Below are 23,723 nucleotides of genomic sequence, written 5' to 3'. Positions count from 1 at the left end.
TCGGGCGCATTCACTCATGTCGGAGCAAACGATGCTGTCTCGATGGCGCGACGTCACGGCCCTCCGGCCTTGGCGGATTTCGGCGAAGCTGCTGATCATCTCGTCCGTGGTGACGGTGATCGGCTTTTCCGCCATTTGCGTCAACGTCATGCTCGACATGCGCCGGGGCGAGGAGGCGCTCGCCCGCCAGACGCTGGAGAATTTGGCGACGAGTATCCAGTCCGACGTCAGTCGTAATATCGAGATCTACGACCTGGCGCTGAAGGCGGTCGCCGGCAACATGCTGCTGCCCGAGCTCGCGACAGTGTCGAAGCCGATCCGGCACCTGATCCTGTTCGACCATGCGACGACGGCACGGCATTTCGGCGCCGTCCAGGTGTTCGATGCCGAGGGAGGGCTGGCCATCGACGCCTCCACGCTCGATCCCGTCACAGTGAACCGGAGCGAGGAGGACTATTTCAGGGTTCATCGCGACAACCCCGAGGTCGGGCTCTTCATCAGTCGCCCGATGCTGTTCCGCGGCGCCTACGCCATCGTGCTGAGCCGCCGCATCAGCGATACCGACGGCGGCTTCCTCGGCGTCGTCGCCGGCTCGATCCGCTTCAGCTATTTTCACGAATTGTTCGAGCGGCTGAAACTCGATCCCCAAGACACCATCACGGTGCTTAAACGCGATCGCACCATCATGATGCGGCGGCCATTCGACCTCGAGGTCATCGGTACGAACCTGAACGACCGCCGGGCCTGGAAGGCCGACAACCTCACAGTCGGCGCCTCCTATTCGGGACAAGGCCCGGTCGATCCGACGCCGCGGCTCTATGTCCGCAGCGGCGACACCGGACCTCTGTTCGTGGTGGCGGGCAAGCCCCTGACCGCGGTTTTCGCGCTGTGGCAGAAAGAGGCGTTTCGGATCGGCGCCGTGGTGCTGGCGCTCGCGTTGTTCGTGTTGGGATCGACGCTGGTGCTGGCGCGCGAGATCGGCCGACGCGCCGAGGCCGAGCGCAAGCTCGAGGAGATGGCGACGACGGACGCGCTCACCGGCCTGAAGAACCGCCGCAAGTTCGATTCCGTCATGGACGTCGAATGGCGCCGCGCGATGCGCCAGAAGACCCCGCTCGCGCTGCTAATGATCGATGCCGATCACTTCAAGGCCTACAACGACACATTCGGCCATCAGGCGGGCGACCAGGTGCTGGTCGGCATCGCCATCTGCATCTCCGATTCGGTGAGCCGAGCCGGCGACTGCGCCGCACGCTATGGCGGCGAGGAGTTCGCCGTGCTGCTGCCGAACGTTTCGGGCAGCGACGCCTTCAAGGTCGCTGAGAAGATCCGCCTCAAGGTGCAGGGCTGGTCCGACGACCCCGTGACGTCGACGGTCTCCTGCGGCGTCGCCAGCCTCGTTCCCACCGCCGGCATGGACTGGCCCGTTCTGGTCGCCGCCGCCGACAAGGCGCTCTACGCCGCCAAGGCCGGCGGCCGCAACCAGTCGGTGGTCGCGAGCTTGCCGACGCTGTCGCTGGTGGCGTGAGGGGTTCCCTCCGTCCTTGCGAGCAGAGCGAAGCAATCCAGACTTTCTACGCGGAGGCAGCCTGGATTGCTTCGTCGCTTCGCTCCTCGCAATGACGAGCGGACACTACTGCCCCAGATACTTCTTCATCTCCGCGATCAGTCCGTCCCGCAGCTCCGGACGCTTCAGGCCGTAGGCGATGTTGGCGCGCAGGAAGCCCGGCTTGGAGCCGCAATCGTGGCGCTCGCCCTCGAACTCGACGCCGTAGAATTTCTGCGACTTAGCGAGCCCGATCATGGCGTCGGTGAGTTGGATCTCGCCGCCGGCACCGCGCTCCTGCGTCTCCAGGATCTTGAAGATCTCGGGCTGGAGGATGTAGCGGCCGGTGATCGAGAGGTTGGAGGGCGCGGTGCCCTTGGCCGGCTTCTCGACCATGCCGTCGACCTCGAACATCTTGCCGCTACGCTTGCCGACGCCACAGATGCCGTATTGATGAGTGAGATGGTCGGGCACCGCCTCGACCGCGACCAGATTGGATTTCTCGCCGAGCGAGGATGCCATCTCGATCATCTGTTTGAGACAGCCAGGGCTGTTGAGCACGAGCTCGTCGGGCAGCACGACCGCGAACGGCTCGTTGCCCACGATGTCGCGTGCGCACCAGACCGCGTGACCGAGGCCGAGCGGCGCCTGTTGGCGGGTGAAGCTGACCGCGCCGGCTTCGGGCTGGTTCTGCGCCAGGATGTCCTGCTCGGCCTTCTTGCCGCGCGCCGCCAGCGTGGCGTCGAGCTCGAACATCCGGTCGAAATGATCTTCGATGACGTTTTTGTTGCGGCCGGTGACGAAGATGAAATGCTCGATGCCTGCCTCCCTCGCCTCGTCATAGACGTACTGGATCAGCGGCTTGTCGACGATGGTCAGCATTTCTTTCGGCATCGCCTTGGTGGCGGGCAGGACACGGGTGCCGAGGCCGGCGACGGGGAATACGGCTTTGCGAATTTTCATGTGATTGTTCGAATACCTGAGGGCACATGGGAACGGAGCTGGGGACGGAGCAATGGCATCTTGCTAGCCTGTTTGCAGCCGCCAACAAAGGCGGTTGTGGGGCCTCATCCGCGCAGAGTTAAGAAAAAGGCCGCCACCAAAATTTCACCTTTGTTAAGCTATTGGCAACCGTGACCAGGCCTCCTGATGGCGGATTCTCGAGCCGACGAGTGGGACATGATGCAACCGGTGGCAGGGCAGGCAGGACGGGCGGCATCAGTGACCGGCGCAATGGTGATTGCGGCGGCTTTGCTGCTACCCGTCAGCGCGCACGCCCAGGCGCAGAACGGCCTGTCCAACCTGTTCGGCGGCATCTTCTCGGGTTCAAACCCGGCACCTTCGCAAGCCGCGCCGAGCCCGGGCGGCGCGCCAACGGGAGCGCTCCCTTGGAGCGGCGAGGACGGCGCTTCGGGCCACCCGCTCATGACGGCCGCGGCGATCCGCGAGGCCGCCGGCAATTTTGGAAATTGCGTCGCGGGGATGTGGCCGGATGCCGCACGACGCGGCATTACGCAGGAGAATTTTCGGCGCTTCACGGCCGGGCTCTCACCCGACTTGCGCATCATGGACCTGATGGACTCGCAGCCAGAGTTCACCAAATCCATCTGGGACTATCTCGACATTCTCGTGAACGAGAACCGCCTCGCCAAGGGCCGCGAGGTCCTCGCCAAATACAAGGCGCAGTTCGACGCCACCGAAAAGGCCACCGGCGTCGACCGCTACATCATCGCCTCGATCTGGGGCATCGAGTCCAATTACTCGACGCAGATGGGCGACCGCAGCGTCCTGCAATCGACCGCGACGCTCGCCTGCATCGGCCGCCGCCAGGCCTATTTCAAGGACGAGTTCCTGTCCGCGCTGGAGATCGTCAACCGCGGCGATCTCAGGCCGGAGCAGATGCGCGGCTCCTGGGCCGGCGCCTTCGGCCCGACCCAGTTCATGCCGACCGCGTTCAAGCGCTTTGCGGTCGATGGCGACGGCGACGGCCGGCGCGACGTCGTCGACAATCCTACCGACCTGATCGCCTCGACTGCGAACAATCTGAAGAAAGACGGCTGGCAGGCCGGCCAGACCTGGGGTTTTGAGGTCGTGGTGCCCCGGGGATTCAACTACATGCTGGCCGATCGCGCCAAGGCGATGACGATCGCGCAATGGGAGAAGCTCGGGCTGAAGCGCCCAACGGGGCAGCCCTTCCCGTATCCGGCCGAGAAGGCCTATTTGCTGGCCCCCGCCGGCGCGCAGGGGCCAGGCTTCCTGATGCTCCAGAACTACCGCGTCATCATGAAGTACAACCCGGCCGAGGCCTATGCGCTGGCGATCGGACATTTCGCCGACCGCCTGCGCGGGGGACAGCCCTTCGTGCAGCCCTGGCCGCGGCAGGAGCGGGAGCTGTCGCGCAGCGAGCGGCTGGAACTCCAGCAACTGCTGGCCCAGCGCGGCTTCTACAAGGGCACCCCGGACGGCCAGTTCGGCGGCCAGACAAGGGAAGCCCTGCGCAACTTCCAGGCCTCCGTCGGGGCGCCCGCCGACGGATTTGCCTCCTCCGACGTGCTGGATCGGCTGCGCGGGCGGTAAAATCGCCTCGAAAGTAACCCTGAACAGGGATTTTGGCAGGCCGCCTTGACGGAGGCGGCTGTTCCCCGGTGTATGGCGCCAAGAATCTGCAACGGAATTTGCCTGTTTGGCGCCCGATTCAGTTGTTATATTAGGCTGCTTCCGACCCCGTTGCGCGTGCCCGAGATCGCATGTCGAAAAAGTCCCTGTTCAAGGCGCTGACCGAGACCGGCCCGTTGATCGCGCTGGGGACGGCGCTTGCGATTCTGGTTTCGGTTGCAGGGCCCGCCTCGGCGCAGTTCTTCAACTTCCCCGGCTTTGGCGGTCCGCCGCAGCGCTCGGCACCACCGCCACAACGGGGCGGCGGCTGGTTCGGCGGCGACTTCTTTGCACCATTCCAGCAGCAGCAGCAGGCACCGCGCCAGGATTTTTCGCGCGCGCCGGCACCAGCCAAGCGCGACACCATCCCTGAGAAGAACGTGCTGGTGATCGGCGACGCCATGGCCGACTGGCTCGCCTACGGCTTGGAAGACGCCTACACCGAGCAGCCCGATATGGGCGTGATCCGCAAGCACAAGACGACGTCGGGGCTGATCAAGTACCAGCCGAAGGGTGAGCCTTCGGATTGGGCGGCAGCGGCGAAGGGCATCCTCGAGACCGAGAAGCCTGATGTCATCGTCGTTATGCTCGGTCTCAACGACCGCGCCGCGATCCGCGAGCCTATCGCCGACAAGCCGGACAAGGCGACCGATAAGGACAAGGACAAGAAGAACGACAAGGGCGCCCGCGCCAAGCAGCCAAGCAAGCCCGGAGAGACCAAACCCGGCACGGATAGTGCCGCCAAGCCTGACGACAAGCCTGCCGATGCCGATCTGCCGCAGGACGATGCCGACAACGCCGATACGCCTGTGGCCGCACCCGAAAAGACGGCCCGCAATCCGAACGGCCTCTACGAATTCCGCGACGACCGCTGGGTCGAGCTCTACGGCAAGAAGATCGAGGAGCTGGCAGGCGTGCTCAAGTCCAAGGGCGTGCCGGTGCTCTGGGTCGGCCTGCCCGCGATTCGCGGACAGAAGGGAACGGCGGACATGCTGTTCCTGGATTCGCTCTATCGCGAAGGCGCGGCCAAGGCCGGCATTACCTATGTCGATGTCTGGGACGGCTTTGTCGACGAGGCCGGCCGCTTCCTTCAGAAGGGTCCTGACTTCGAAGGCCAGATCCGACAGCTCCGCAGCTCTGACGGCGTCTTTTTCACCAAACCCGGCGCGCGCAAGCTGGCGCACTATGTCGAGCGCGAGATCACGCGCCTGCTTGCGGGACGCTCCGGTCCGATCGCGCTGCCGAGCGAACCGGCGACGCCCGACACCAGCGCGGAGCCCGGCAAACCGGCGCCGCGGCCGCTGGCAGGGCCGATCGTGCCGCTGGTTGCAGCCTCGATCTCGACCGATCAATTGCTGGGCGGACCGGGATCGCGTCCCGCCGCCGTCGATGCGCTCGCGGCGAAGACGATGGTGAAGGGCGAACCGCTGTCGGCCCCGGCTGGCCGTGCCGACGATTATGCCTGGCCGCGCCGCGAAGTCGGGCGCGAGCAGGCCAAGGGCGATACGCCTGTTGCGGCGACGACGCCTGAGGGCGGTGTTGCTTCGGGCACGCCGGGTGCCGCGGCTGCGATGACATCGCCGAAGCTCGCGCCGAAGAAGCCACCGACGCAGCAGCCGGCACAGGCGACGCCCTCATTCCGCGATTTCTTCGGGTTCGGCTCTCCGCAGCCACCGCCGCCGCGTCAGCTGACGCCGGCGCCCGGGCCGCGCAATCCGAATCCCAATCCAGGGGCCCCGCGTCCGCCTGGAAACGTCGGACGCTCGGCGGAAGTGATCCGGTAGTCGCTGGAGCAGGTTCTCATGTCCCGGACGCGCAGCAGCGTAGAACGTTGCTGCGCAGAGCCGGGACCCAGTTCCTCTCACCACGTTCAGAAAAGATTCGGCCCCGGCTCAGCAGCGCACCACTGCGTGGCGCGCTGCGTCCGGGGCACGAGAGACGAGACTCTATCTCAGCCTTAATAGCGCCAGCGCGGCTGCGGACGGCGGGCCGGTCGCGACATCAGCAGCGCGAGCGCAAATCCGATGCCGCCGGCGACCAGCAGCGAGCCGAGCGGATTGTCCTGCACCTTCTTCGTCAGCGCCTGTGTCCCATCGCGGAAAGTCTCGCCACTGTTCTCATAGGCGTCCTTGGCGTAGCCGGCGGCGGTGTCCGTGGCGTCGCGGACGGCGTCCTTGGCCTGGCCGTAGAGATTCTGCACGCTGCCCGCAGCTTCCCGGGCCTTGCCCGATGCCTGCGTCTTGGCATCGCCTGCCATGTCTCCGATCGCGCCTTCCGCGCGCCCGGCATATTCCTTGGCCGATCCAACTATCCGATCCGTGTCCATGATGATCCTCCTCGGTGATCAGCCGGAGTAACCGATCAGGCGCGGCGCAGTTCCATGCCATGACGAAAGTGTAGCGGTTGGCTACAAGATAAGCCCGCCATCGACGACCAGCGTCTGGCCGATGATGTAGGACGACAGCGGCGAGGCCAGGAACAGCGCCGCGCCCGCCATGTCGGCCGGCGTGCCCAATCGCCGCAACGGGATGCGCGCGAGCGCGCCTTCGAGCCGCTTCGGATTGTCCGTCGTCACCTTCGTCATCTTGGTGTCGACGAGCCCCGGCGCGATGCCGTTGACACGGATGCCGTCCTCGGCCCAGGCCTCGCCCAGTGTCCGCGTCAGTCCGACCGCGCCGGTCTTCGACGCGTTGTAAGCGGGATTGCCCATGGTGGAATGATAGGCCGCGGTCGAGGACACCATGATCAACGCGCCCCTGGAATCCCGCAACATGGAATGAAATCGCGTGGCGCAGGCCATCAGGCTCATGAGATTGACCTCGACCACCTTTCGGAAGCCGCTCATCTCGAATTCGCCGCGGCGATAGAGCACCGCGCCTTGCGCGAGCACGAGCACGTCGAGCCTGTCGAAGGACGGCTTGAACGCCTCGATCGCACTGGAGTTGCTGACGTCCAGCTGCGCATAGGAGAGGCCCGTGAGATCAGAGCCCTCCTCAATCGAATAATCCTGCGGCTGTGCCCGCGTGCCGCATACTGCGACAAGCGCGCCCCTTGTGCGAAAAGCCTGTGCGATGCCGTTGCCGATCCCGCTCGAACCGCCGACGACCAGCACCTGCTTGCCTGAGAAATCGAGCTCGTTCGCCATCGCGGGCCTCCTATTTTGTCTTACTTGTTTGACCTGTCTGCGGTTCGATGCCAGCCTTGTCAATCATAACAAGAACAAGCGGCTTCCGAAGGAAACAACATGTCCGAGTTCAAGCAGCTCAGCCGGTCCGTCGATGGTTTGACCGTTCTCGTCACGGGCTCGGCCAGCGGCATGGGCCGCGCGACCGCGCGCTTGTTCGCCGCTGAAGGCGCAAACGTCGCCGTCACCGATTTCGACGGGCCAGGCGCGCATGCGGTTGCCAAGGAGATTGCCGCGAGCGGCGGCACAGGAAAGGCGTGGAAGCTCGACGTTGCCGACGGTAACGAGATCAAGCGCGTGGTCGGCGAGGTCGCCGCGCATTTCGGCGCAATCGACGTTATCGTCAACAATGCCGGCATCTCCGTGCGGGTTGCGATCGACGACGAGGGCTATGAGGACGCCTGGGCCAGGGGCATCACGGTGATGCTGACGGCGCATCCGCGCATCATCCGCGCCGCGCTGCCGCACTTACGAAAGTCGAACAGCCCGCGCATCGTCAACATTGCTTCGACCGAGGCCCTAGGCGCAACCGCATTGCACAGCCCGTATTCGGCCGCGAAGGGTGGCGTGGCGAGCCTCACCCGCTCGCTCGCGGTGGAGCTCGGCCGCGAGGGCATCACCGTCAACTGCATCTGTCCGGGCCCGATCCGCACCGCAATCACCGACCGCATCTCGGAGGAGCACAAGACGATCTACGCCAAGCGCCGCACCGCACTCGGCCGCTACGGCGATCCCGAGGAGGTCGCGCATATGACGTTGAGCCTGTGCCTGCCGGCCGCATCCTTCCTCACCGGCGCGGTGATCCCGGTCGACGGCGGGCTGATGGCGCGGAACGCGTAAGAGGCATCGGAGGTGCGTAACCCCGGATGGCGCTGCGCTCCATCCGGGCTACCGAGGAGCTATGCGCGGCGAGCGTTGACAAGTACGAGCGCGGGAGTAGCTTTTTCCTCGACAGAGCGGGACCAACCGCTCGCGAGCTATGGGAGAAACGCCATGACGATCGCCATCCGGCAGGTTCAGAAGCATTTTGTCGGCGAGGTTTCCGGCCTCGATCTGCGAAAGCCTCTCACCGAGGCCGAAGCGCGCGAGGTCGAGGCCGCCATGGACAAATATGCGGTGCTGGTGTTCCACGACCAGGACATCACCGACGAGCAGCAGATGGCCTTTGCGCTCAACTTCGGCCAGCGCGAGGAAGCCCGCGGCGGCAACATCACCAAAGCGGAGGAATACCGCCTCACCTCGGGCCTGAACGACGTCTCCAACCTCGGCAAGGACGGCAAGCCGCTGCCGAAGGACAGCCGCGCCAATCTGTTCAATCTCGGCAATTGCCTGTGGCACTCCGACAGCTCGTTCCGCCCCATCCCGGCAAAGTTCTCGCTGCTCTCGGCGCGGGTGGTGAACCCGAAGGGCGGCAACACCGAATTCGCAGACATGCGCGCCGCCTATGACGCGCTCGACGACGAGACCAAGGCGGAGATCGATGACCTCGTCTGCGAACACTCGCTGATGTATTCGCGGGGATCGCTCGGCTTCACCGAATACACCGACGAGGAAAAGGAGATGTTCAAGCCGGTGCTGCAACGGCTGGTGCGCACCCATCCCGTGCATCGCCGCAAGTCGCTCTATCTGTCATCGCATGCCGGCAAGATCGTCGGTATGAGCGTCCCCGAAGGCCGGCTGCTGCTGCGCGATCTCAACGAGCACGCGACGCAGGCCGAGTTCGTCTACGTCCACAAATGGAAGCTGCATGACCTCGTGATGTGGGACAACCGCCAGACCATGCACCGCGTCCGCCGCTACGACCAGTCTCAGCCTCGCGACATGCGCCGCGCCACCGTGGCGGGGACGGAGCCGACGGTGCAGCAGCAGGCGGCGGAGTAAAATCTACTCAGGAAATGGTGTCATCGCCCGGCTTCACTGGGCGATCCAGTATTCCAAAGACGGCTGTGATTGAACCGAGAGGCTGCGGCGTACTCGGTCGCCCGGTCAAGCCGGGCGACGACAGCGGTGGGCGAGGCAAATACAGCGGAGCCTAAAGCTACGCGTGCCCGGCCTCGTTCGAGAGCATGCCGGGATCGATGCCGATCTTGCGCAAGGCGCGTCCGTACTTGTCGTCGACGTCGTCGCCGAAAATCAAATCCGCGTCCGCATCGCAATGCAGCCAGCCATTGCTCTGGATCTCGGTCTCGAGCTGGCCCGGCGCCCAGCCAGCATAACCCAGCGCAAGAATGGCGTGCTTGGGGCCGGAGCCGTTGGCGATGGCTCGCAGGATGTCGACGGTCGCCGTGAGGCAGACGCCGTCATCGATCCGCAGCGTGGCATTTTCGATGTAGAAGTCGCTGGAATGCAGCACGAAGCCGCGACCGGTATCGACGGGGCCGCCACGCAGCACCTTCATGCTTTCGGCATTCTCCGGCAGCTTGATGTGCTCGCCTTTCTTGATGATGCCGAGCTGCTGCAAGAGCTCGGGGAAGTCGATGCTGCCGGCCGGGTGGTTCACGATGATGCCCATCGCTCCCTCCGCCGAATGGGCGCAGAGATAGATCACCGAACGCTCGAAGCGGGAATCGCCCATAACCGGCATCGCGATCAGCAGCTGGCCGTCGAGATAACCGGCCGAATTGGGAAGAGCGGGGCCTGCGCTGCGGGTGCTTTCGCCCGTTCTCTTGCCTGTTGGAGCCATCGGTAAAGCACTCCGGTTTCAATTCCTATCCTGATGTCGGGCCGGGCCACTGTCAAATCAAGGCTTGCAGGGACTGGGTTCAAGTGCATCCATCACAAGCAATTCAATGGTTTGCCCCGGGGCGACCCTGTAAAGACGTGCAATGCTCACAAGAGTTCCCCTGCGTGCGGCGATTGGCGTCGTGACTACCCTGCTTGCGTCGTCGCTGGCCATCGCAGCCCGCGCCGACGACGCTTCGCCGTGGGAGCGCGATGGACATTCCGCGGTGCGGCTATTGGCGGGATCGCGCAGCGGCGCCGTGCTGCTCGGCGGTATCGCCTTCCAGCTTCAGCAGGGCTGGAAGACCTACTGGCGCACCCCCGGGGATTCCGGGGTGCCGCCGCGGTTCGACTTCTCGAAGTCGGAGAATGTCGAGGCGGTGACCGTGATGTGGCCTGCGCCGCTGAAATTCGAGGATGGCGCGGGCGGCCATTCGATCGGCTATCACAACCAGATCGTGTTGCCCCTGCGCATCGTCGCCAAGGCGGCCGACAAACCGGTGACCTTGCGCGCCGAGATCAATTACGCGGTGTGCGAGAAGCTCTGCATTCCGGTCGAAGCGAATGCCGAGCTCAGCTTCAACGGCGTCGCCTCGACCGAGGATGCCAATTTGCGTGCCGCGCTCGACACCGTGCCCAAGCCCGCTAATATCGGTGATCCCAATCCGCTCACCATCCGCGCCGTCAGACGCGACGGCCCTAAGAATGTGATCGTCGACGTGGTGACGCCCGACAGCCGCAACGTCAATCTGTTCGTGGAAGGTCCGACGCTCGATTGGGCGTTGCCGATCCCCGCGCTGGTCCCAAACGGCCCCCCGGACGTGAAGCGGTTTTCCTTCGAGCTCGATGGATTGCCGCCGGGCGCCAAGCCCGACGGCGCAGCGCTGAAGTTCACGCTGGTGGGTGCGGAGAAGTCGTACGAGTTCAATGCGAATTTGGAGTAGATCGTCCCGGACCGAATAGCGGAGCCGGCCAGGATCAGGATGCAGGGCAAACCTTCGAGGCCTGCTTTTCCTGCAACTTCTTCGTGCAATACAGGCTGCATCGCTGACCGCCGACCTTGGTGCAGTAGGCCAGGCACTTCTCGTATGAGCATCCCCACGCATCCGCCCGCGCGGGTGTCATGGAATAGAGATCGAAGCAGGCCATTGCGGCGAGCACGGTCACGCACGTCATAAATCGAGACATCAATCGCTCCGTCTGAAATGACGTTCAACGCAAGCGTCTGGCCGAGACCGCGAGCTGTTCTGGTTCCCGCCCGTCGCGGCACGCGAGCATACCAGCCCGCACATATTCCAAATGGATCCACTATGCCGCGAGCATAGTTCGAAGCGGTGTAGGACGTCACCCCTCCAAAAAGGAGGATGGACACTCCCTGGATAAAGCGACAACGCCGCCCGACCCGGCGAGCGAAATGATTTCCGCGCCGGCTTTGGCGGGACGCGGCCAGAGGCGTTCCAACCGAATCTTAACGAATGGTTGCTAAGTCCCAGGCCTGCCGCAGCACGCGCGCGCGCCCCGGGGACCGTTCAAATTGGCCGTGATGGACGCAGAACCCGCAACGACCGAACCGGCCGGACTGATCGCGCGGCTGCGTACCAAGCTGACGGGCGGGCCGAGCGAGGCCTCGCTGACGCGGCGGCTGGCCGGCACCATCTTCGTCATTCGCGTGATCAGCGCGGGTCTTGCATACTTCTCGCAGGTCCTGCTCGCGCGCTGGATGGGCACGTCCGACTACGGCATCTATGTCTATGTCTGGACCTGGGTGCTGCTGCTCGGCAGCATGATGGATTTTGGCATCTCGGCCTCCGCGCAAAAGATCATTCCGGAGTACCGCGCCAGCGGCGAGCAGGCGCTGCTGCGCGGCTTTCTCTCCGGCAGCCGCTGGCTGACCTTTGCGGTGTCCACGCTGGTCTCGCTCGCCCTTGCCGGCACCGTCAAGCTGCTGTCGCCCTGGATTGACCCGGCCGAGCAGCTGCCGCTCTATATCGGGTGCATGACGCTGCCGGCCTTCGTCGTTGCCAACACCCAGGACGGCATCGCGCGCTCGCATGACTGGATGCAGCTTGGCCTGATGCCGCAATTCGTTATCCGCCAGGCGCTGATCATCGGCATCACGGCTATCGCCTTCCTGCTTGGCTTTCATCTCGGCGCGGTCGCCGCGATGGCCGCGAGCGCCGGCGCGGTCTGGATCGCGATGACCGGGCAGATGGTGGTGCTGAACCGCAAGCTCGCCGATCACATCGTGCCCGGCCCCAAGACCTACGACATCGGCGGCTGGCTCGCCGTCTCGCTGCCGATCCTTCTGGTGGAGAGCTTCTATCTGCTGCTGTCCTACACCGACGTACTGGTGCTGCAGCAATTCCGCCCCTCCGACGAGGTCGGCGTCTATTTCGCCGTCGTGAAGACGCTGGCGCTGGTCTCCTTCATCCACTACGCGATGTCGGCAACGACGGCGCACCGCTTCGCCGAATATAACGCAAGCGGCGACAAGGCACGGCTATCGGCCTATGTCGCGCATGCGATCGGCTGGACGTTCTGGCCGTCGCTGGCGGCGACCATCGTGCTGCTCGCGCTCGGCAAGCCGCTGCTCTGGCTGTTCGGGCCGCAATTCGTGATCGGCTACGACATCATGTTCGTCGCCGCGATTGGCCTCGTGGTGCGCTCTGCGATCGGGCCGGTCGAGCGGCTGCTCAACATGCTCGGTCAGCAGAAGATCTGCGCGCTCGCTTATGCACTGGCCTTCATGATGAACCTCCTGCTCTGCATCGCGCTGGTACCGCGCTACGGGGGCCACGGCGCCGCGGCCGCAACCTCGATTTCCCTCACCTTCGAGACGGTGCTCTTGTTCTGGATCGTACGGCAGCGGCTCGGACTGCACGTGCTGCCGTTCGGCAAATAGGCGCCGCGCGCCTGACGTGCTCGCTGGTTTGTGGGGAATGGCTCTATCAGAGCACGCGAGGGAACGAGGCAAAACGCCTCGCCTTTTTTAACCCGATGGAAAATTTTTCTTCTTCGGCCAAGGCAGTTGCGCACTAGGGGAACTTTATTCTACGCCGTATTGCCTCGCCGGCGAGATCAACCTAAGATTCCCCTGATATGTTCGATCCACTCTACGTCGCCTCTGGATTCGGCGTCGGCCTGCTTGTCGGGATGACCGGCGTGGGCGGCGGCTCGTTGATGACGCCGCTCTTGATCCTGCTGTTCGGTATTCATCCCTCCACAGCGGTCGGAACCGACCTGCTCTATGCCGCCGCCACCAAGACCGGCGGCAGCGTGGTGCATGGCTGGTCGCGCAGCGTGCACTGGCCCGCGGTGCTGCGGCTCGCCTGCGGCAGCATTCCGGCGAGCGCGCTGACGCTGCTGGTGCTGTGGAAGCTCGACCTCAAAAGCGATTCCGAGCGCAACCTGATCAATCTGGTGCTGTGCTTCGCGCTGCTGCTGACCGCGACGTCGCTGATCTTCCGCAAGTCCATCATGGAGCGCTATCGCGGCCGGCTCGAACGGGTCAACGAGCGCACCACCGCGATTGCGACCGTCGTCACCGGCATCGTGCTCGGCGTGTTGGTGTCGATTTCCTCGGTCGGTGCCGGTGCGGTTGGCGTGACCGTGCTGCTGCTGCTTTACCCTCGCCTGCCGATGGCCACCATCGTCGGCTCCGATATCGCCCATGCGGTGCCGCTGACGCTGGTCGCCGGGATCGGGCACTGGGCGCTCGGGGATGTGGATTGGGCCTTGATGGGCGTGCTGCTGACGGGCTCGCTGCCCGGCATCATCGTCGGCAGCTTCAGCGCCACGCGCGTGCCCGAGACGGTGCTGCGCCTGACGCTTGCGTGCGTCCTGTTCGTGGTCGCCGGCAAGATCTTGTTTGCCGAGCTGCACCTCTCCTCGGCGTTCGTGACCGCGCTGGCCTGGGGGCATTAAAGCCTGATCCGGAAAAGTGCCCAGCGGTTTTCCGAAAAGACCATGCTTAAACAACAACCTAAAGCGCGATGGCAATTCATCCTAATCGCATCGCGCTTTAGGGCACCGCGCCCTACCCCGCGGTCCAGCCGCCGTCGATCGACAGGTTGGTGCCGGTGATCTGGGCGGCGTCATCGCCGCACAGGAACAGCGCCAGCGCGGCGACCTGCTCGGAGGTGACGAACTCCTTGGTTGGCTGCGCATCGAGCAGCACGTCGTTGATAACCTGCTCGCGCGTCAGGTTGCGCGCCTTCATCGTGTCGGGAATCTGCCTCTCCACCAGCGGCGTCCAGACATAGCCGGGGCTGATGCAGTTGCACGTGATCTTATGGGTCGCAACTTCCAGGGCCACGGTCTTGGTGAGACCGGCGATGCCGTGCTTGGCCGAGACATAGGCCGATTTGAACGGCGAAGCGACCAGCGAATGGGCCGACGCGGTGTTGATGATGCGGCCCCACCCCTTCTTCTTCATGCCGGGCACGGCGGCACGGATGCCATGGAACGCCGAGGACAGATTGATCGCGATGATCTGGTCCCACTTCTCCAGCGGAAACTCCTCGATCGGCGAAACGAACTGGATGCCGGCATTGTTGACCAGGATGTCGACCGAGCCGAAGGTCTTCTCGCCGAGCGCTATCATCCCGGCGATCTCGGCGGGCTTGGTCATGTCGGCCGGCGAATAGATCGCCTTCACCTTGAAGTCCTGTTCGATCTTGGCCCGCTCCTTCTCGATGTCCTCCGGCGAGCCGAAGCCGTTGATGACGACGTTGGCGCCGGCGCCGGCGAACGCACGCGCATAGGCGAGCCCGATGCCGCTGGTGGACCCGGTCACGACGGCGTTCTTGCCTGACAGACTACCCATTCTATTCGCTCCTTTTTGCCGGGGGCGCGGAGACGTCCCCCGTGAGATCGTAGGTCACCATGGTCTCGCCGGACTGCGGCCGCTCGAGCCAGTCCTTGTGGCGCATCGACAGATGCACGTCGTTCACGCCGGCTTCCCAGTGCTCGACCATGGCGACGTGCGAGAAGTCGTAATCCTTTGACGAGGATTCGTAGTTCTTGCTGCGGTAGATCAGATGCACCACGGTGACGGTGCTTTCGCGCGACACCTTCGCGAGGAATTCGACGGAAGGATCACTCTTCAGATAATCCGGCAATTTGCCGATCAGGTCGCGCACCGCCCTGCGGGCGTTGTGCAGCTGCTTGTTCTTGTCGGTGTTCATCCGCGTGCGGCTGGAAAAGCGGATGTCCTTCTCGCGCTCGGCGGCCTCCAGCAGCGATGTCGGCAGATCGCCGCGCGCGGAAAACAGGTCGACCTGGAAGATCAGCATGTCGCGATCGGTCTCGGCATCGAGCACATAGTCGAGCGGGGTGTTGGAGGCGATGCCGCCGTCCCAATAATGCTCGCCCTCGATCACAACGGACGGAAAGCCGGGCGGCAGCGCGCCGGAGGCCATGATGTGCTCGGGACCGATGGCCTTGCCGAGCTTCTTGAACTCGTAATTATCGAAATATCTGAAGTTGCCGGAGGTGACGCCGACCGCGCCGACCGACAGGCGGGTCTTCAGGTCGTTGATGCGGTCGAAATCGACCAGACGCTCCAGCGTCTTCTTCAACGGTGCGGTGTCGTAGTAGCTCTCGGCCTGCGGACTGCCGGGCGGCCAGAGCGGCGCCGGCGGAATGCGCGGCGTGAAGAAGCCGGGCACACCGAAGGTCGCGATCAGCGCGGCACTGGTCGAATTGAACAGCTCGCGGCTGTGGTCGCTCTTGCCGATCGGTTTCCACGGCACGGGCGCGGAGACCATTTCCCAGAACTCCTTGAGCCGCTTGACGCGCGTCGGGCCCTCATTGCCGGCGATGATGGCGGCGTTGACCGCGCCGATCGAGATGCCGGCGACCCATTCCGGCTCGAAGCCGTGGCCGCACAGCGCTTGATGGGCGCCCGCCTGATAGGAGCCAAGCGCGCCGCCGCCCTGCAGGACCAGGACGCGTTGCGCATTCGCGGGGATGCTGGGGGACTCCGGGCTACGATCTGTCATGGGGGAACAATAGCAAATGGCGCGCCACCGTGGCCACACTCCGCCACGGCGTCAATGCATGCCGGATCAAGTCTGGCTTATCGCTCGGTTGAGGCCAGGATCATGGTCCAGAACACCTTGTATTTGGTGCCGGGAGCATAGGCCGCTGCGATGCCCAATTTTGTGACACCGCTCTTGAGCATGTTGGCACGATGGGGCGGCGAGTCGCGCCAGCCGGAAAAGGCTTCCGCCAGCGTATGATAGCCGGCCGAGACATTCTCGACCGCTACAGTTGCGGGATAGCCGCCGGTGGCGAGCCGCTTGGCTAGCGGCGCGCGGACGTCATGGTCCATCTTGTTGGCGGCCGCCATGGCCTGGGACTGGGATTCGGCAAGCCGCATCAGGTCGGGGTCGATCACGACGGTACCGAGGGCGTTGTTCTGGCGGTATTGCGAGATCATGATCGCGGCCGCCTGCGCATCGAGCTTGGAGCCCGGGACCGCCATGTCGGCATACATCGAGGGCTGCTGCTGGATTGGCGACTCGCTGCCGGCGCAGCCTGCGAGAAGCAAAGTGAGGAGTGTTGCGGCCGCAGCGCGCATGAATCGGGGCCCCCAAAGGAAGGGCCGTTGTTGCATACCAACCGTGGCTGAAAGGTGAATTTTGAGGAAAATCGTAGCCGTCATTCCGGGGCGATGCGCAGCATCGAGCTATGGTGCGCAATCGCGCATCTGAGAATCTCGCGCTACAACCTCGGGATTCCGGGTTTGCGCTGACGCGCGCCCCGAATGAGGGGGGCCTTACCCCGCAAATATCCGGTAACGGCGAGGCTCAAGGCCGATCGTATCGCCGGCGCGCAGTTCCCGGCCGCGGGGGGCATCGATCTCGATGGTCTCGCCGCCCGACAGCGCAATTTCGGCGCGCTGCACGGGGCCGAAATTGCGAACATGCTGCACGGCGCCCTCGAAGGCGCCGCTGCCGGATGGGCCGACCAGCATGTCATGTCGCCGCACGAACAGTCTTGACGCGCCAGGCGCAAGCCCGTCGGCCGCCAGCCGCAGCGGCTGGTCGCCGAGCCTGACGACGCCACCTTCGACCTGAACCGGCAGCTCGATGGATTCGCCGATGAAGCCGTGGACGAACGCGCTTGCCGGCCTCTCATAGACGTCGTCAGGCGAGCCGATTTGCTCGATCCTGCCCTTGTCCATCACCACGACGCGGTTGGCGACTTCCAGCGCCTCCTCCTGGTCGTGGGTGACAAAGATCGAGGTGACGTTGATCTCGTGGTGCAGCGAGCGCAGCCATTTGCGCAGCTCCTTGCGCACCTTGGCGTCGAGCGCGCCGAACGGCTCGTCGAGCAGCAGGATGCGTGGCTCGATCGCCAACGCGCGGGCAAGCGCGATGCGCTGGCGCTGGCCGCCGGAGAGCTGGCTCGGATAGCGATCGGAAAGCCAATCGAGCTGGACGAGATCGAGCAGCTCTTTTACCCGCACACGGATCGTCGCCTCGTCTTTCCGTATCGCGCGCGGCTGCACGCGCAGGCCGAAGGCGACGTTCTCGAACACGGTCATGTGGCGGAACAGCGCGTAGTGCTGGAATACGAAGCCGACATGCCGCTCGCGCGCACCCTGCGCCAGCGCGTCCTCACCGTTGAAGGAGACCTCGCCGGCATCAGGCCAGTCGAGGCCCGCGATAATCCGCAGCAGCGTGGTTTTGCCGGAGCCGGAGGGCCCGAGCAGCGCGAGCAACTCGCCGTCATTGACCTTGAGGCCGACGCCGTCGAGGGCTGCAAAGCCGCCGAACTTCTTGACGAGATTTCTGACTTCAATGGTCACTTGCGTCGTGTCCTTCGTCGAGATGACGTTCAAGAACGGTCTTGGCGATCAGTGTGATCAGCGCCAGCATCGCCAGCAGCGAGGCAATCGCGAAGGCGGCGACGAACTGATATTCGTTATAGAGAATCTCGACCAGCAGCGGCATCGTGTTGGTCTCGCCGCGAATATGGCCGGAGACCACGGAGACCGCGCCGAATTCGCCCATCGCGCGCGCGTTGCAGAGCAGGACGCCATACAGCACGCCCCATTTGATGTTAGGCAGCGTGACACGGAAGAAGGTCTGCAGGCCCGAGGCGCCGAGCGAGACCGCGGCCTCCTCCTCCTGCGTACCCTGCTCCTGCATCAGCGGAATCAGGGCACGCGCCACGAAGGGGAAGGTGACGAAGGTGGTGGCGAGCGCGATGCCGGGCACCGCGAACAGGATCTGGATGTCGTGATCCCTAAGCCAGCCGCCGAAATAGCCCTGCGCACCGAACAGCAGCACGAACACGAGGCCCGAGATCACCGGGCTCACCGAGAACGGCAGGTCGATCAGCGTGATCAGGAAGGTCTTGCCCTGGAATTCGAATTTCGCAATCGCCCAGGCGGCGACGAGGCCGAACACGAGATTGAGGCCGACCGAGATCGCCGCAACCAGCAGCGTCAGCTTGATCGCGGCCAGCGCTTCCGGCTCGGCGAGCGCGGCGAAAAAGGCGAGGATCCCCTTCGAGAACGCCTGGGCGAACACAATCACCAGCGGCAGCACGACGAACACTGAAAGAAAGATCATCGCCAGCGCAATGATGGTGATGCGCACCGCGCGCGGCTCGGTGCGGAGATTGTCGCGCGCAGCCGCCGCATGTGCGCGGGCCTTGGCGTCCGGCGCCGAAAGCGAGACGGAATCTGCGATCTGCATCGTCATGGCATCCTCCTCAGCGCGCCGGGATCCGGCTCTGCGCCCAGCGCTGGAGCCGGTTGACGGCGAAGATGATGACGAAGGACACGACGAGCATGACCACCGCAATGGCGGTCGCGTCGGCGTAGCGGAACTCGGACAGGCGGATCACGATCAGCAGCGGCGCGATCTCGGACACGTTGGGCAGATTGCCGGCAATGAAGATCACCGAGCCGTATTCACCAACCGCGCGGGCGAATGCGAGCGCGAGCCCGGTGAGCAGCGCCGGTGCGAGCGAGGGCAGGATCACGCGGATGATGGTCTGCCAGCGGCTGGCGCCCAGGCTGCCCGCGGCCTCCTCGATCTCGGGGTCGAGATCCTGCAGCACCGGCTGCACGGTGCGAACCACGAAGGGAATGCCGATGAAGATCATGGCGACGAAGATGCCGACCGGTGTGAACGCGACCTTGATGCCGGCCGCGGCAAGCGGCGCGCCCAGCCAGCCCTTCTCTGCGAACAGCGCAGTCAGCGCCACACCGGCGACCGCCGTCGGCAGCGCGAACGGCACATCGACGATGGCGTCGAACAGGCGGCGGCCCGGGAAGCGGTAGCGCACCAGCGCCCAGACGATGATGCTGCCCATTACGAGATTGACGCAGGCCGCCGCAAAGGCGAGACCGAACGAGACGCGCAAGGCATTGAGGGTGCGGCGGCTGGTGAGGATATTCCAGAACTGCTCGGGACTGAGCTCGAGCGATTTCAGGAACAGCCCGGCGAGCGGAATCAGGATGATGACGGACAGCCAGGAAAGCGTCAGTCCCATCGTGAGACCGAAGCCCGGCAACGTCCGGCGTCGTGCTGCGAATGCGCTCACCAGGCCCCCTGCTAAAAGCCTTAAGACGGCGCCAGATCAGTTCTTGTAGATCCGGTCAAAGACACCGCCGTCGGCAAAATGCTCCTTCTGAGCCTTGGTCCAACCACCAAAAACGTCGTCGATGGTGAATAGTTCGACCTTGGCGAAGGAATTTTCATAGTTCTTGGCGATCTCGGCATCGCGCGGGCGGTAGAAATTGCGCGCGGCAATTTCCTGCCCCTCTTTGGTGTACCAGTACTGGAGATAGGCATCGGCGGCGTTGCGGGTGCCTTTTTTATCGGCAACCTTGTCGACGATGGTGACCGGCGGCTCGGCGAGGATCGATTGCGGCGGCGCCACGATCTCGAACTTGTTCGCGCCGAACTCCTTCAGCGCCAGGAACGCCTCGTTCTCCCAGGCCAGCAGCACATCGCCGACGCCGCGCTCGACGAAAGTGACGGTCGCGCCGCGCGCGCCGGTATCGAGCACCGGCACCTGCTGGTAGAGTTTTCCGATGAAATCCTTGGCCATGTCGGCCGAGCCGTATTTCTTCTGCGCAAACCCCCAAGCCGCCAGATAATTCCAGCGCGCACCACCCGACGTTTTCGGGTTGGGCGTGATGACGGCGACGCCCGGCTTGATCAGATCGTCCCAGTCCTTGATGGCCTTGGGATTGCCCTTGCGTACCAGGAAGACGATCGTCGAGGTGTAGGGCGATGAATTCTGCGGCAACCGCTTCTGCCAGTCCGCCGCGGTGAGGCCTTTGCCGGCGATGACATCGATGTCATAGGCGAGCGCGAGGGTCACCACATCCGCCTGCAAGCCGTCGATCACCGCGCGCGCCTGCGAACCGCTTCCGCCATGCGACTGCTTGATCTCGACGCTCTTGCCAGTCTCTTTCTGATAGGCGCTCGCGAACGCCTTGTTGAACTCGCCGTAGAGTTCGCGCGTCGGATCGTACGACACGTTCAATAGATTGATATCAGCAGCGAGAGCCGAGCTTGCCAAGAAACCCGTCAAGACGAGGCCTGCAGCGAGCGGAACGATACGGCGCATCATGTCCATCTCCATTCACTTCGCTGACGTCGGTGTCAGCGAAGAAGTGCAGGCATAACTCGGGGCGAAACGCGCTTAAGTCAACGGAACCGGATTTTCTTGTTCGCAGCGTGGCAGCGTGGCTGTGCTACGAAGCCTTCATCGTGTGGATGCCGCATTCTGTCTTGGCCCGGCCGCGCCAGCGACCCGCGCGCTCATCCTCGCCGTCGGTCGTTCTGCTCGTGCAAGGCATACACCCAACCGACAGGAATCCTGACGCAACCAGCGGATGACGCGGCAATTTGGCGCGGACGAAGATCGCCTCGAGTTCCTCGCGCGAGACGTTGGCGAACGGGTTGAACTTCAACCGCGCGCCGTCGTCCTCGACGACCGGAATGTCGGCGCGTGCATTGCCCTGGAAACGCTTGCGGCCGTTGATCCAAGCCGAGAACGGCTTGAGCGCACGCGCCAGGGGCTCCACCTTGCGGATGCGGCAGCAGGCGTCGGGATCGGAGAACCAGAGGTCTCGATCGGGATCCTCGCGCGATAGCGTTTCCTCCGCGGGCTTGATTGAACGGACGTCTTTCAGGCCCAGCGTCGCGATCAGCGTGTCGCGATAGGCGAGCGTCTCCTCGAACAGCCAGCCGGTGTCGAGGAAGACCACGGGGATTGCCGGATCGACGTCCGCCATGACCTTGAGCAGCGTGGCCGATTCCGTGCCGAAGGACGAGACCAGAGCGAGCTTGTCGCGCCCGACCGTCTTCAGCGCCGCAGCGATGATCTCACCAGGCGAGGCATCGCGCAGGGCGCGATCGAGCTCGTCCGCAGAAGGCAACGCGGACACGGATGTCGGCGAGAGCTGAGGCGCGATCGCGTTCACGTGCCGACACCTTCGGAGTGACGCAGCTGCATGCGCCGGTGCAGCGCCGTGATTCGGCCGTCGCCGGTCGGCTGATAAAACACCGAATAGCGCTTGGCGGTGTGCATGAAAGCTTCCGCGTCCGCCTGCTTCTTGACGTCGAAGGAATCGAAGCCGGCGCGCAGCATGAACACGAACTGGTCGCGCAGCACCTGGCCGGTCGCGCGCAATTCGCCGCGGTAGTTGTAGCGTTCGCGCAGCAGGCGGGCCTGGCTGTAGGCACGGCCATCACGGAAAGTCGGGAACACCAGCGCGACGACGGCGATCTTGCCGAGATAGGGCACAAGTTCGGCGATGTCGCGACTGTTCGGCCAGATCACACCGAGCTTGCCGGCGCGCTTGACCAGGGCATCCGCCTCGCCGAGGAACCGCTCGGCCGGCACCAGGATATCGCCGCCCTCCGGCAGCGGCGTGTCGACGGCCAGCTTGACGAAGCTGTCGTCGGCGATCTTTCCGCCGTTAACGAGTGGCATAGACGCGCTCCTTGAACGGTTCGACACCCAGACGCTTCACCGTGTCCATGAACAGCTCTTCGGGCCGCTCGCGCAGCGCCAGATAGGCTTCCACGACGTCTTCGATGACATCGGCGACTTCGTCGAATTTGACGCCCGGCCCGATCAGGGTCCCCAGCGCGGCGTTCTCGTCGGCGCGGCCGCCGATGGTGATCTGATAGACCTCCTCGCCGTTCTTCTCGACGCCGAGAATGCCGATATGGCCGACATGGTGATGGCCGCAGGCGTTGATGCAGCCGGAGATGTTGATGTGAAGCCGGCCGATCAAATTCGCCAGCTCGTGATTGGCGAAGCGCCGCGTCAGCTCCTGCGCGATCGGGATCGAGCGCGCATTCGCCAGCGAGCAATAATCGAGCCCGGGGCAGGCGATGATGTCGGTGATCAGGTTGACGTTCGGCGTCGCCAGCCCAAGCTTGTCGAGCGCCTTCCACAGCGCCGGCAGGTCGCGCTTGGCGACATGCGGCAGCGCCAGGTTCTGCTCATGGCCGACGCGGATCTCACCGAAGGAATATTTATCGGCGAGATCAGCCAGCGCATCCATCTGCTCGGCGGTGGCGTCGCCCGGAGGCGCACCGATCGGCTTCAGCGAGATCGTGACGATGGAGTAGCCCTGCACCTTGTGCGGCGCCACCGAGTTCTTGCGCCACGCCTCGAAATCCGGATCGGCCGCGGCTTGCCGCAGCTCGTCCGGCATGTGCGGGAGCTTTTCGTAGGCCGGATAGGTGAAGCGCGAGCGAATGTCCTCGATCACCTCGTCGTCGATCTGGAGCGAGGAGTTGCGGATATGCTGCCACTCCTCCTCGACCTCGCGGGAGAACTTCTCGATCCCGAGTTCGTGCACCAGGATCTTGATACGCGCCTTGTAGATGTTGTCGCGCCGGCCGTACTGGTTGTAGACGCGCAGGATCGCCTCGATATAGCTGAGGATGTCGCGGCCATGCACGAAGTGCTTGATGGTCTTGGCGATGAACGGCGTGCGGCCGAGACCGCCGCCGACCAGCACCTCGAAGCCGGTCTCGCCCTTCTCGTTCTTGATCAGCCTGAGACCGATGTCGTGGATCTTGATCGCGGCGCGGTCGTGGTCCGACGCGGTGATCGCGATCTTGAACTTGCGCGGCAGGAACGAGAATTCCGGATGCAGCGTGGTGTGCTGGCGGATCAGCTCCGACCAGATGCGGGGATCCTCGATCTCGCCCGGCGCGACGCCGGCCCACTGGTCCGAGGTGACGTTGCGCATGTTGTTGCCGGAGGTCTGCATCGCATGGATGCCGACCTTGGCAAGATCTTCGAGCGCGTCCGGCAGCTCGGCCAGTTTGATCCAGTTGAACTGGATGTTCTGCCGCGTGGTGAAATGGCCGTAGCCGCGGTCGTATTTGCGCGCGACATGGGCGAGCGCCCGCAACTGGTTGGTCGCCAGCGTCCCATACGGGATGGCCACGCGGAACATGTAGGCGTGCAGCTGAAGATAGACGCCGTTCTGCAGGCGCAGGATCTTGAACTCATCCTCGGTGAGCTCGCCGGAGAGGCGCCGCTTCACCTGGTCGCGGAACTCCGAGACGCGCTCGTTGACGAGCGTGCGGTCGATTTCGTCGTAAGCGTACATAAGTG

At 64.2% G+C, this 23,723-nt stretch carries 22 protein-coding genes; 8 read left to right on the top strand and 14 right to left on the bottom strand.

The window, feature by feature from the left end:
• Nucleotides 1–31: 31 nt before the first annotated feature.
• Nucleotides 32–1,528, top strand: coding sequence for a diguanylate cyclase (locus IVB28_RS04080; protein WP_247524766.1), 1,497 nt, complete (start codon nt 32–34; stop codon nt 1,526–1,528).
• Nucleotides 1,529–1,633: 105 nt separating this feature from the next.
• On the opposite strand, the gene IVB28_RS04075 is transcribed toward IVB28_RS04080, so the two are convergent.
• Complete coding sequence (locus IVB28_RS04075) at nt 1,634–2,509, bottom strand: UTP--glucose-1-phosphate uridylyltransferase (RefSeq protein WP_247524765.1); 876 nt, start codon at nt 2,507–2,509, stop codon at nt 1,634–1,636.
• A gap of 216 nt (nt 2,510–2,725) precedes the next feature.
• Here IVB28_RS04075 and IVB28_RS04070 point away from each other — a divergent pair, with 216 nt between their 5' ends.
• Nucleotides 2,726–4,123 (top strand): lytic murein transglycosylase, encoded by a 1,398-nt coding sequence (locus tag IVB28_RS04070; RefSeq protein ID WP_247524764.1) that lies wholly within the window; start codon nt 2,726–2,728, stop codon nt 4,121–4,123.
• 170 nt (nt 4,124–4,293) lie between these two features.
• Nucleotides 4,294–5,985, top strand: a complete 1,692-nt coding sequence (locus IVB28_RS04065) for a DUF459 domain-containing protein (protein ID WP_247524763.1) — start codon at nt 4,294–4,296, stop codon at nt 5,983–5,985.
• A 173-nt stretch (nt 5,986–6,158) separates the two neighbouring features.
• Here the strand turns inward: IVB28_RS04065 and IVB28_RS04060 are convergent, their stop codons facing one another.
• Together IVB28_RS04060 and IVB28_RS04055 are read right to left on the bottom strand one after the other, a co-directional pair.
• Nucleotides 6,159–6,527 (bottom strand): CsbD family protein, encoded by a 369-nt coding sequence (locus tag IVB28_RS04060; RefSeq protein ID WP_247524762.1) that lies wholly within the window; start codon nt 6,525–6,527, stop codon nt 6,159–6,161.
• An 81-nt stretch (nt 6,528–6,608) separates the two neighbouring features.
• Nucleotides 6,609–7,346 (bottom strand): SDR family oxidoreductase, encoded by a 738-nt coding sequence (locus tag IVB28_RS04055; protein WP_247524761.1) that lies wholly within the window; start codon nt 7,344–7,346, stop codon nt 6,609–6,611.
• A gap of 99 nt (nt 7,347–7,445) precedes the next feature.
• Here IVB28_RS04055 and IVB28_RS04050 point away from each other — a divergent pair, with 99 nt between their 5' ends.
• Nucleotides 7,446–8,225, top strand: coding sequence for an SDR family NAD(P)-dependent oxidoreductase (locus IVB28_RS04050; protein ID WP_247524760.1), 780 nt, complete (start codon nt 7,446–7,448; stop codon nt 8,223–8,225).
• A 153-nt stretch (nt 8,226–8,378) separates the two neighbouring features.
• Complete coding sequence (locus IVB28_RS04045; RefSeq protein ID WP_247524759.1) at nt 8,379–9,266, top strand: TauD/TfdA family dioxygenase; 888 nt, start codon at nt 8,379–8,381, stop codon at nt 9,264–9,266.
• Nucleotides 9,267–9,423: 157 nt separating this feature from the next.
• Here IVB28_RS04045 and IVB28_RS04040 read toward each other — a convergent pair whose 3' ends face one another.
• Nucleotides 9,424–10,068, bottom strand: coding sequence for a YqgE/AlgH family protein (locus IVB28_RS04040; RefSeq protein WP_247524758.1), 645 nt, complete (start codon nt 10,066–10,068; stop codon nt 9,424–9,426).
• A gap of 142 nt (nt 10,069–10,210) precedes the next feature.
• On the opposite strand from IVB28_RS04040, the gene IVB28_RS04035 reads away from it, so the two are divergent.
• From IVB28_RS04035 to IVB28_RS04025, 3 genes are all read left to right on the top strand, one after another.
• Complete coding sequence (locus IVB28_RS04035; protein ID WP_247524757.1) at nt 10,211–11,050, top strand: protein-disulfide reductase DsbD domain-containing protein; 840 nt, start codon at nt 10,211–10,213, stop codon at nt 11,048–11,050.
• Nucleotides 11,051–11,640: 590 nt separating this feature from the next.
• Nucleotides 11,641–13,008: an oligosaccharide flippase family protein gene (locus IVB28_RS04030; RefSeq protein ID WP_247524756.1), complete on the top strand. Its 1,368-nt coding sequence runs from the start codon at nt 11,641–11,643 to the stop codon at nt 13,006–13,008.
• Between the two features lie 197 nt (nt 13,009–13,205).
• Nucleotides 13,206–14,030, top strand: coding sequence for a sulfite exporter TauE/SafE family protein (locus tag IVB28_RS04025; protein ID WP_247524755.1), 825 nt, complete (start codon nt 13,206–13,208; stop codon nt 14,028–14,030).
• A 112-nt stretch (nt 14,031–14,142) separates the two neighbouring features.
• On the opposite strand, the gene IVB28_RS04020 is transcribed toward IVB28_RS04025, so the two are convergent.
• The 10 genes from IVB28_RS04020 to IVB28_RS03975 all read right to left on the bottom strand — a co-directional run bounded on the left by IVB28_RS04020 (nt 14,143) and on the right by IVB28_RS03975 (nt 23,718).
• Nucleotides 14,143–14,931, bottom strand: coding sequence for a 3-hydroxybutyrate dehydrogenase (locus tag IVB28_RS04020; RefSeq protein WP_247524754.1), 789 nt, complete (start codon nt 14,929–14,931; stop codon nt 14,143–14,145).
• 1 nt (nt 14,932) lies between these two features.
• Nucleotides 14,933–16,108: a patatin-like phospholipase family protein gene (locus IVB28_RS04015; protein ID WP_247524753.1), complete on the bottom strand. Its 1,176-nt coding sequence runs from the start codon at nt 16,106–16,108 to the stop codon at nt 14,933–14,935.
• A 77-nt stretch (nt 16,109–16,185) separates the two neighbouring features.
• Nucleotides 16,186–16,689 (bottom strand): CAP domain-containing protein, encoded by a 504-nt coding sequence (locus tag IVB28_RS04010; protein ID WP_247524752.1) that lies wholly within the window; start codon nt 16,687–16,689, stop codon nt 16,186–16,188.
• A gap of 198 nt (nt 16,690–16,887) precedes the next feature.
• Nucleotides 16,888–17,922 (bottom strand): sulfate ABC transporter ATP-binding protein, encoded by a 1,035-nt coding sequence (locus IVB28_RS04005; RefSeq protein WP_247524751.1) that lies wholly within the window; start codon nt 17,920–17,922, stop codon nt 16,888–16,890.
• Nucleotides 17,912–18,823, bottom strand: coding sequence for a sulfate ABC transporter permease subunit CysW (gene cysW, locus IVB28_RS04000; RefSeq protein WP_247524750.1), 912 nt, complete (start codon nt 18,821–18,823; stop codon nt 17,912–17,914). Before cysW ends, IVB28_RS04005 begins: the two co-directional genes overlap by 11 nt.
• Before the next feature lie 10 nt (nt 18,824–18,833).
• Nucleotides 18,834–19,619 (bottom strand): sulfate ABC transporter permease subunit CysT, encoded by a 786-nt coding sequence (gene cysT / locus IVB28_RS03995; protein WP_247525335.1) that lies wholly within the window; start codon nt 19,617–19,619, stop codon nt 18,834–18,836.
• An 87-nt stretch (nt 19,620–19,706) separates the two neighbouring features.
• On the bottom strand, nt 19,707–20,720 hold the full coding sequence (locus IVB28_RS03990; RefSeq protein WP_247524749.1) for a sulfate ABC transporter substrate-binding protein: 1,014 nt from the start codon (nt 20,718–20,720) through the stop codon (nt 19,707–19,709).
• Between the two features lie 112 nt (nt 20,721–20,832).
• Entirely contained in the window at nt 20,833–21,564 is a 732-nt protein-coding gene (locus IVB28_RS03985; RefSeq protein WP_247524748.1) for a phosphoadenylyl-sulfate reductase, read from the bottom strand.
• On the bottom strand, nt 21,561–22,076 hold the full coding sequence (locus IVB28_RS03980) for a DUF934 domain-containing protein (protein WP_247524747.1): 516 nt from the start codon (nt 22,074–22,076) through the stop codon (nt 21,561–21,563). Before IVB28_RS03980 ends, IVB28_RS03985 begins: the two co-directional genes overlap by 4 nt.
• Nucleotides 22,063–23,718 carry a nitrite/sulfite reductase gene (locus IVB28_RS03975; protein WP_247524746.1) on the bottom strand — a complete coding sequence of 552 codons (1,656 nt, stop codon included), beginning with the start codon at nt 23,716–23,718 and terminating at the stop codon, nt 22,063–22,065. The genes IVB28_RS03980 and IVB28_RS03975 overlap by 14 nt, the downstream gene beginning before the upstream one ends.
• Nucleotides 23,719–23,723: the final 5 nt, after the last annotated feature.

The organism is Bradyrhizobium sp. 199 (genome assembly GCF_023073355.1).
Lineage (GTDB): Bacteria > Pseudomonadota > Alphaproteobacteria > Rhizobiales > Xanthobacteraceae > Bradyrhizobium.
This window is presented reverse-complemented; position numbering and strand designations above follow the sequence as displayed.

Coding starts and splice junctions, on each gene's coding strand:
- IVB28_RS04080 (WP_247524766.1), top strand. CDS start 32: ATGCTGTCTCGATGGCGCGACGTCACGGCCCTCCGGCCTTGGCGGATT.
- IVB28_RS04075 (WP_247524765.1), bottom strand. CDS start 2,509: ATGAAAATTCGCAAAGCCGTATTCCCCGTCGCCGGCCTCGGCACCCGT.
- IVB28_RS04070 (WP_247524764.1), top strand. CDS start 2,726: ATGATGCAACCGGTGGCAGGGCAGGCAGGACGGGCGGCATCAGTGACC.
- IVB28_RS04065 (WP_247524763.1), top strand. CDS start 4,294: ATGTCGAAAAAGTCCCTGTTCAAGGCGCTGACCGAGACCGGCCCGTTG.
- IVB28_RS04060 (WP_247524762.1), bottom strand. CDS start 6,527: ATGGACACGGATCGGATAGTTGGATCGGCCAAGGAATATGCCGGGCGC.
- IVB28_RS04055 (WP_247524761.1), bottom strand. CDS start 7,346: ATGGCGAACGAGCTCGATTTCTCAGGCAAGCAGGTGCTGGTCGTCGGC.
- IVB28_RS04050 (WP_247524760.1), top strand. CDS start 7,446: ATGTCCGAGTTCAAGCAGCTCAGCCGGTCCGTCGATGGTTTGACCGTT.
- IVB28_RS04045 (WP_247524759.1), top strand. CDS start 8,379: ATGACGATCGCCATCCGGCAGGTTCAGAAGCATTTTGTCGGCGAGGTT.
- IVB28_RS04040 (WP_247524758.1), bottom strand. CDS start 10,068: ATGGCTCCAACAGGCAAGAGAACGGGCGAAAGCACCCGCAGCGCAGGC.
- IVB28_RS04035 (WP_247524757.1), top strand. CDS start 10,211: ATGCTCACAAGAGTTCCCCTGCGTGCGGCGATTGGCGTCGTGACTACC.
- IVB28_RS04025 (WP_247524755.1), top strand. CDS start 13,206: ATGTTCGATCCACTCTACGTCGCCTCTGGATTCGGCGTCGGCCTGCTT.
- IVB28_RS04020 (WP_247524754.1), bottom strand. CDS start 14,931: ATGGGTAGTCTGTCAGGCAAGAACGCCGTCGTGACCGGGTCCACCAGC.
- IVB28_RS04015 (WP_247524753.1), bottom strand. CDS start 16,108: ATGACAGATCGTAGCCCGGAGTCCCCCAGCATCCCCGCGAATGCGCAA.
- IVB28_RS04010 (WP_247524752.1), bottom strand. CDS start 16,689: ATGCGCGCTGCGGCCGCAACACTCCTCACTTTGCTTCTCGCAGGCTGC.
- cysW (WP_247524750.1), bottom strand. CDS start 18,823: ATGACGATGCAGATCGCAGATTCCGTCTCGCTTTCGGCGCCGGACGCC.
- cysT (WP_247525335.1), bottom strand. CDS start 19,619: ATGGGACTGACGCTTTCCTGGCTGTCCGTCATCATCCTGATTCCGCTC.
- IVB28_RS03990 (WP_247524749.1), bottom strand. CDS start 20,720: ATGGAGATGGACATGATGCGCCGTATCGTTCCGCTCGCTGCAGGCCTC.
- IVB28_RS03980 (WP_247524747.1), bottom strand. CDS start 22,076: ATGCCACTCGTTAACGGCGGAAAGATCGCCGACGACAGCTTCGTCAAG.
- IVB28_RS03975 (WP_247524746.1), bottom strand. CDS start 23,718: ATGTACGCTTACGACGAAATCGACCGCACGCTCGTCAACGAGCGCGTC.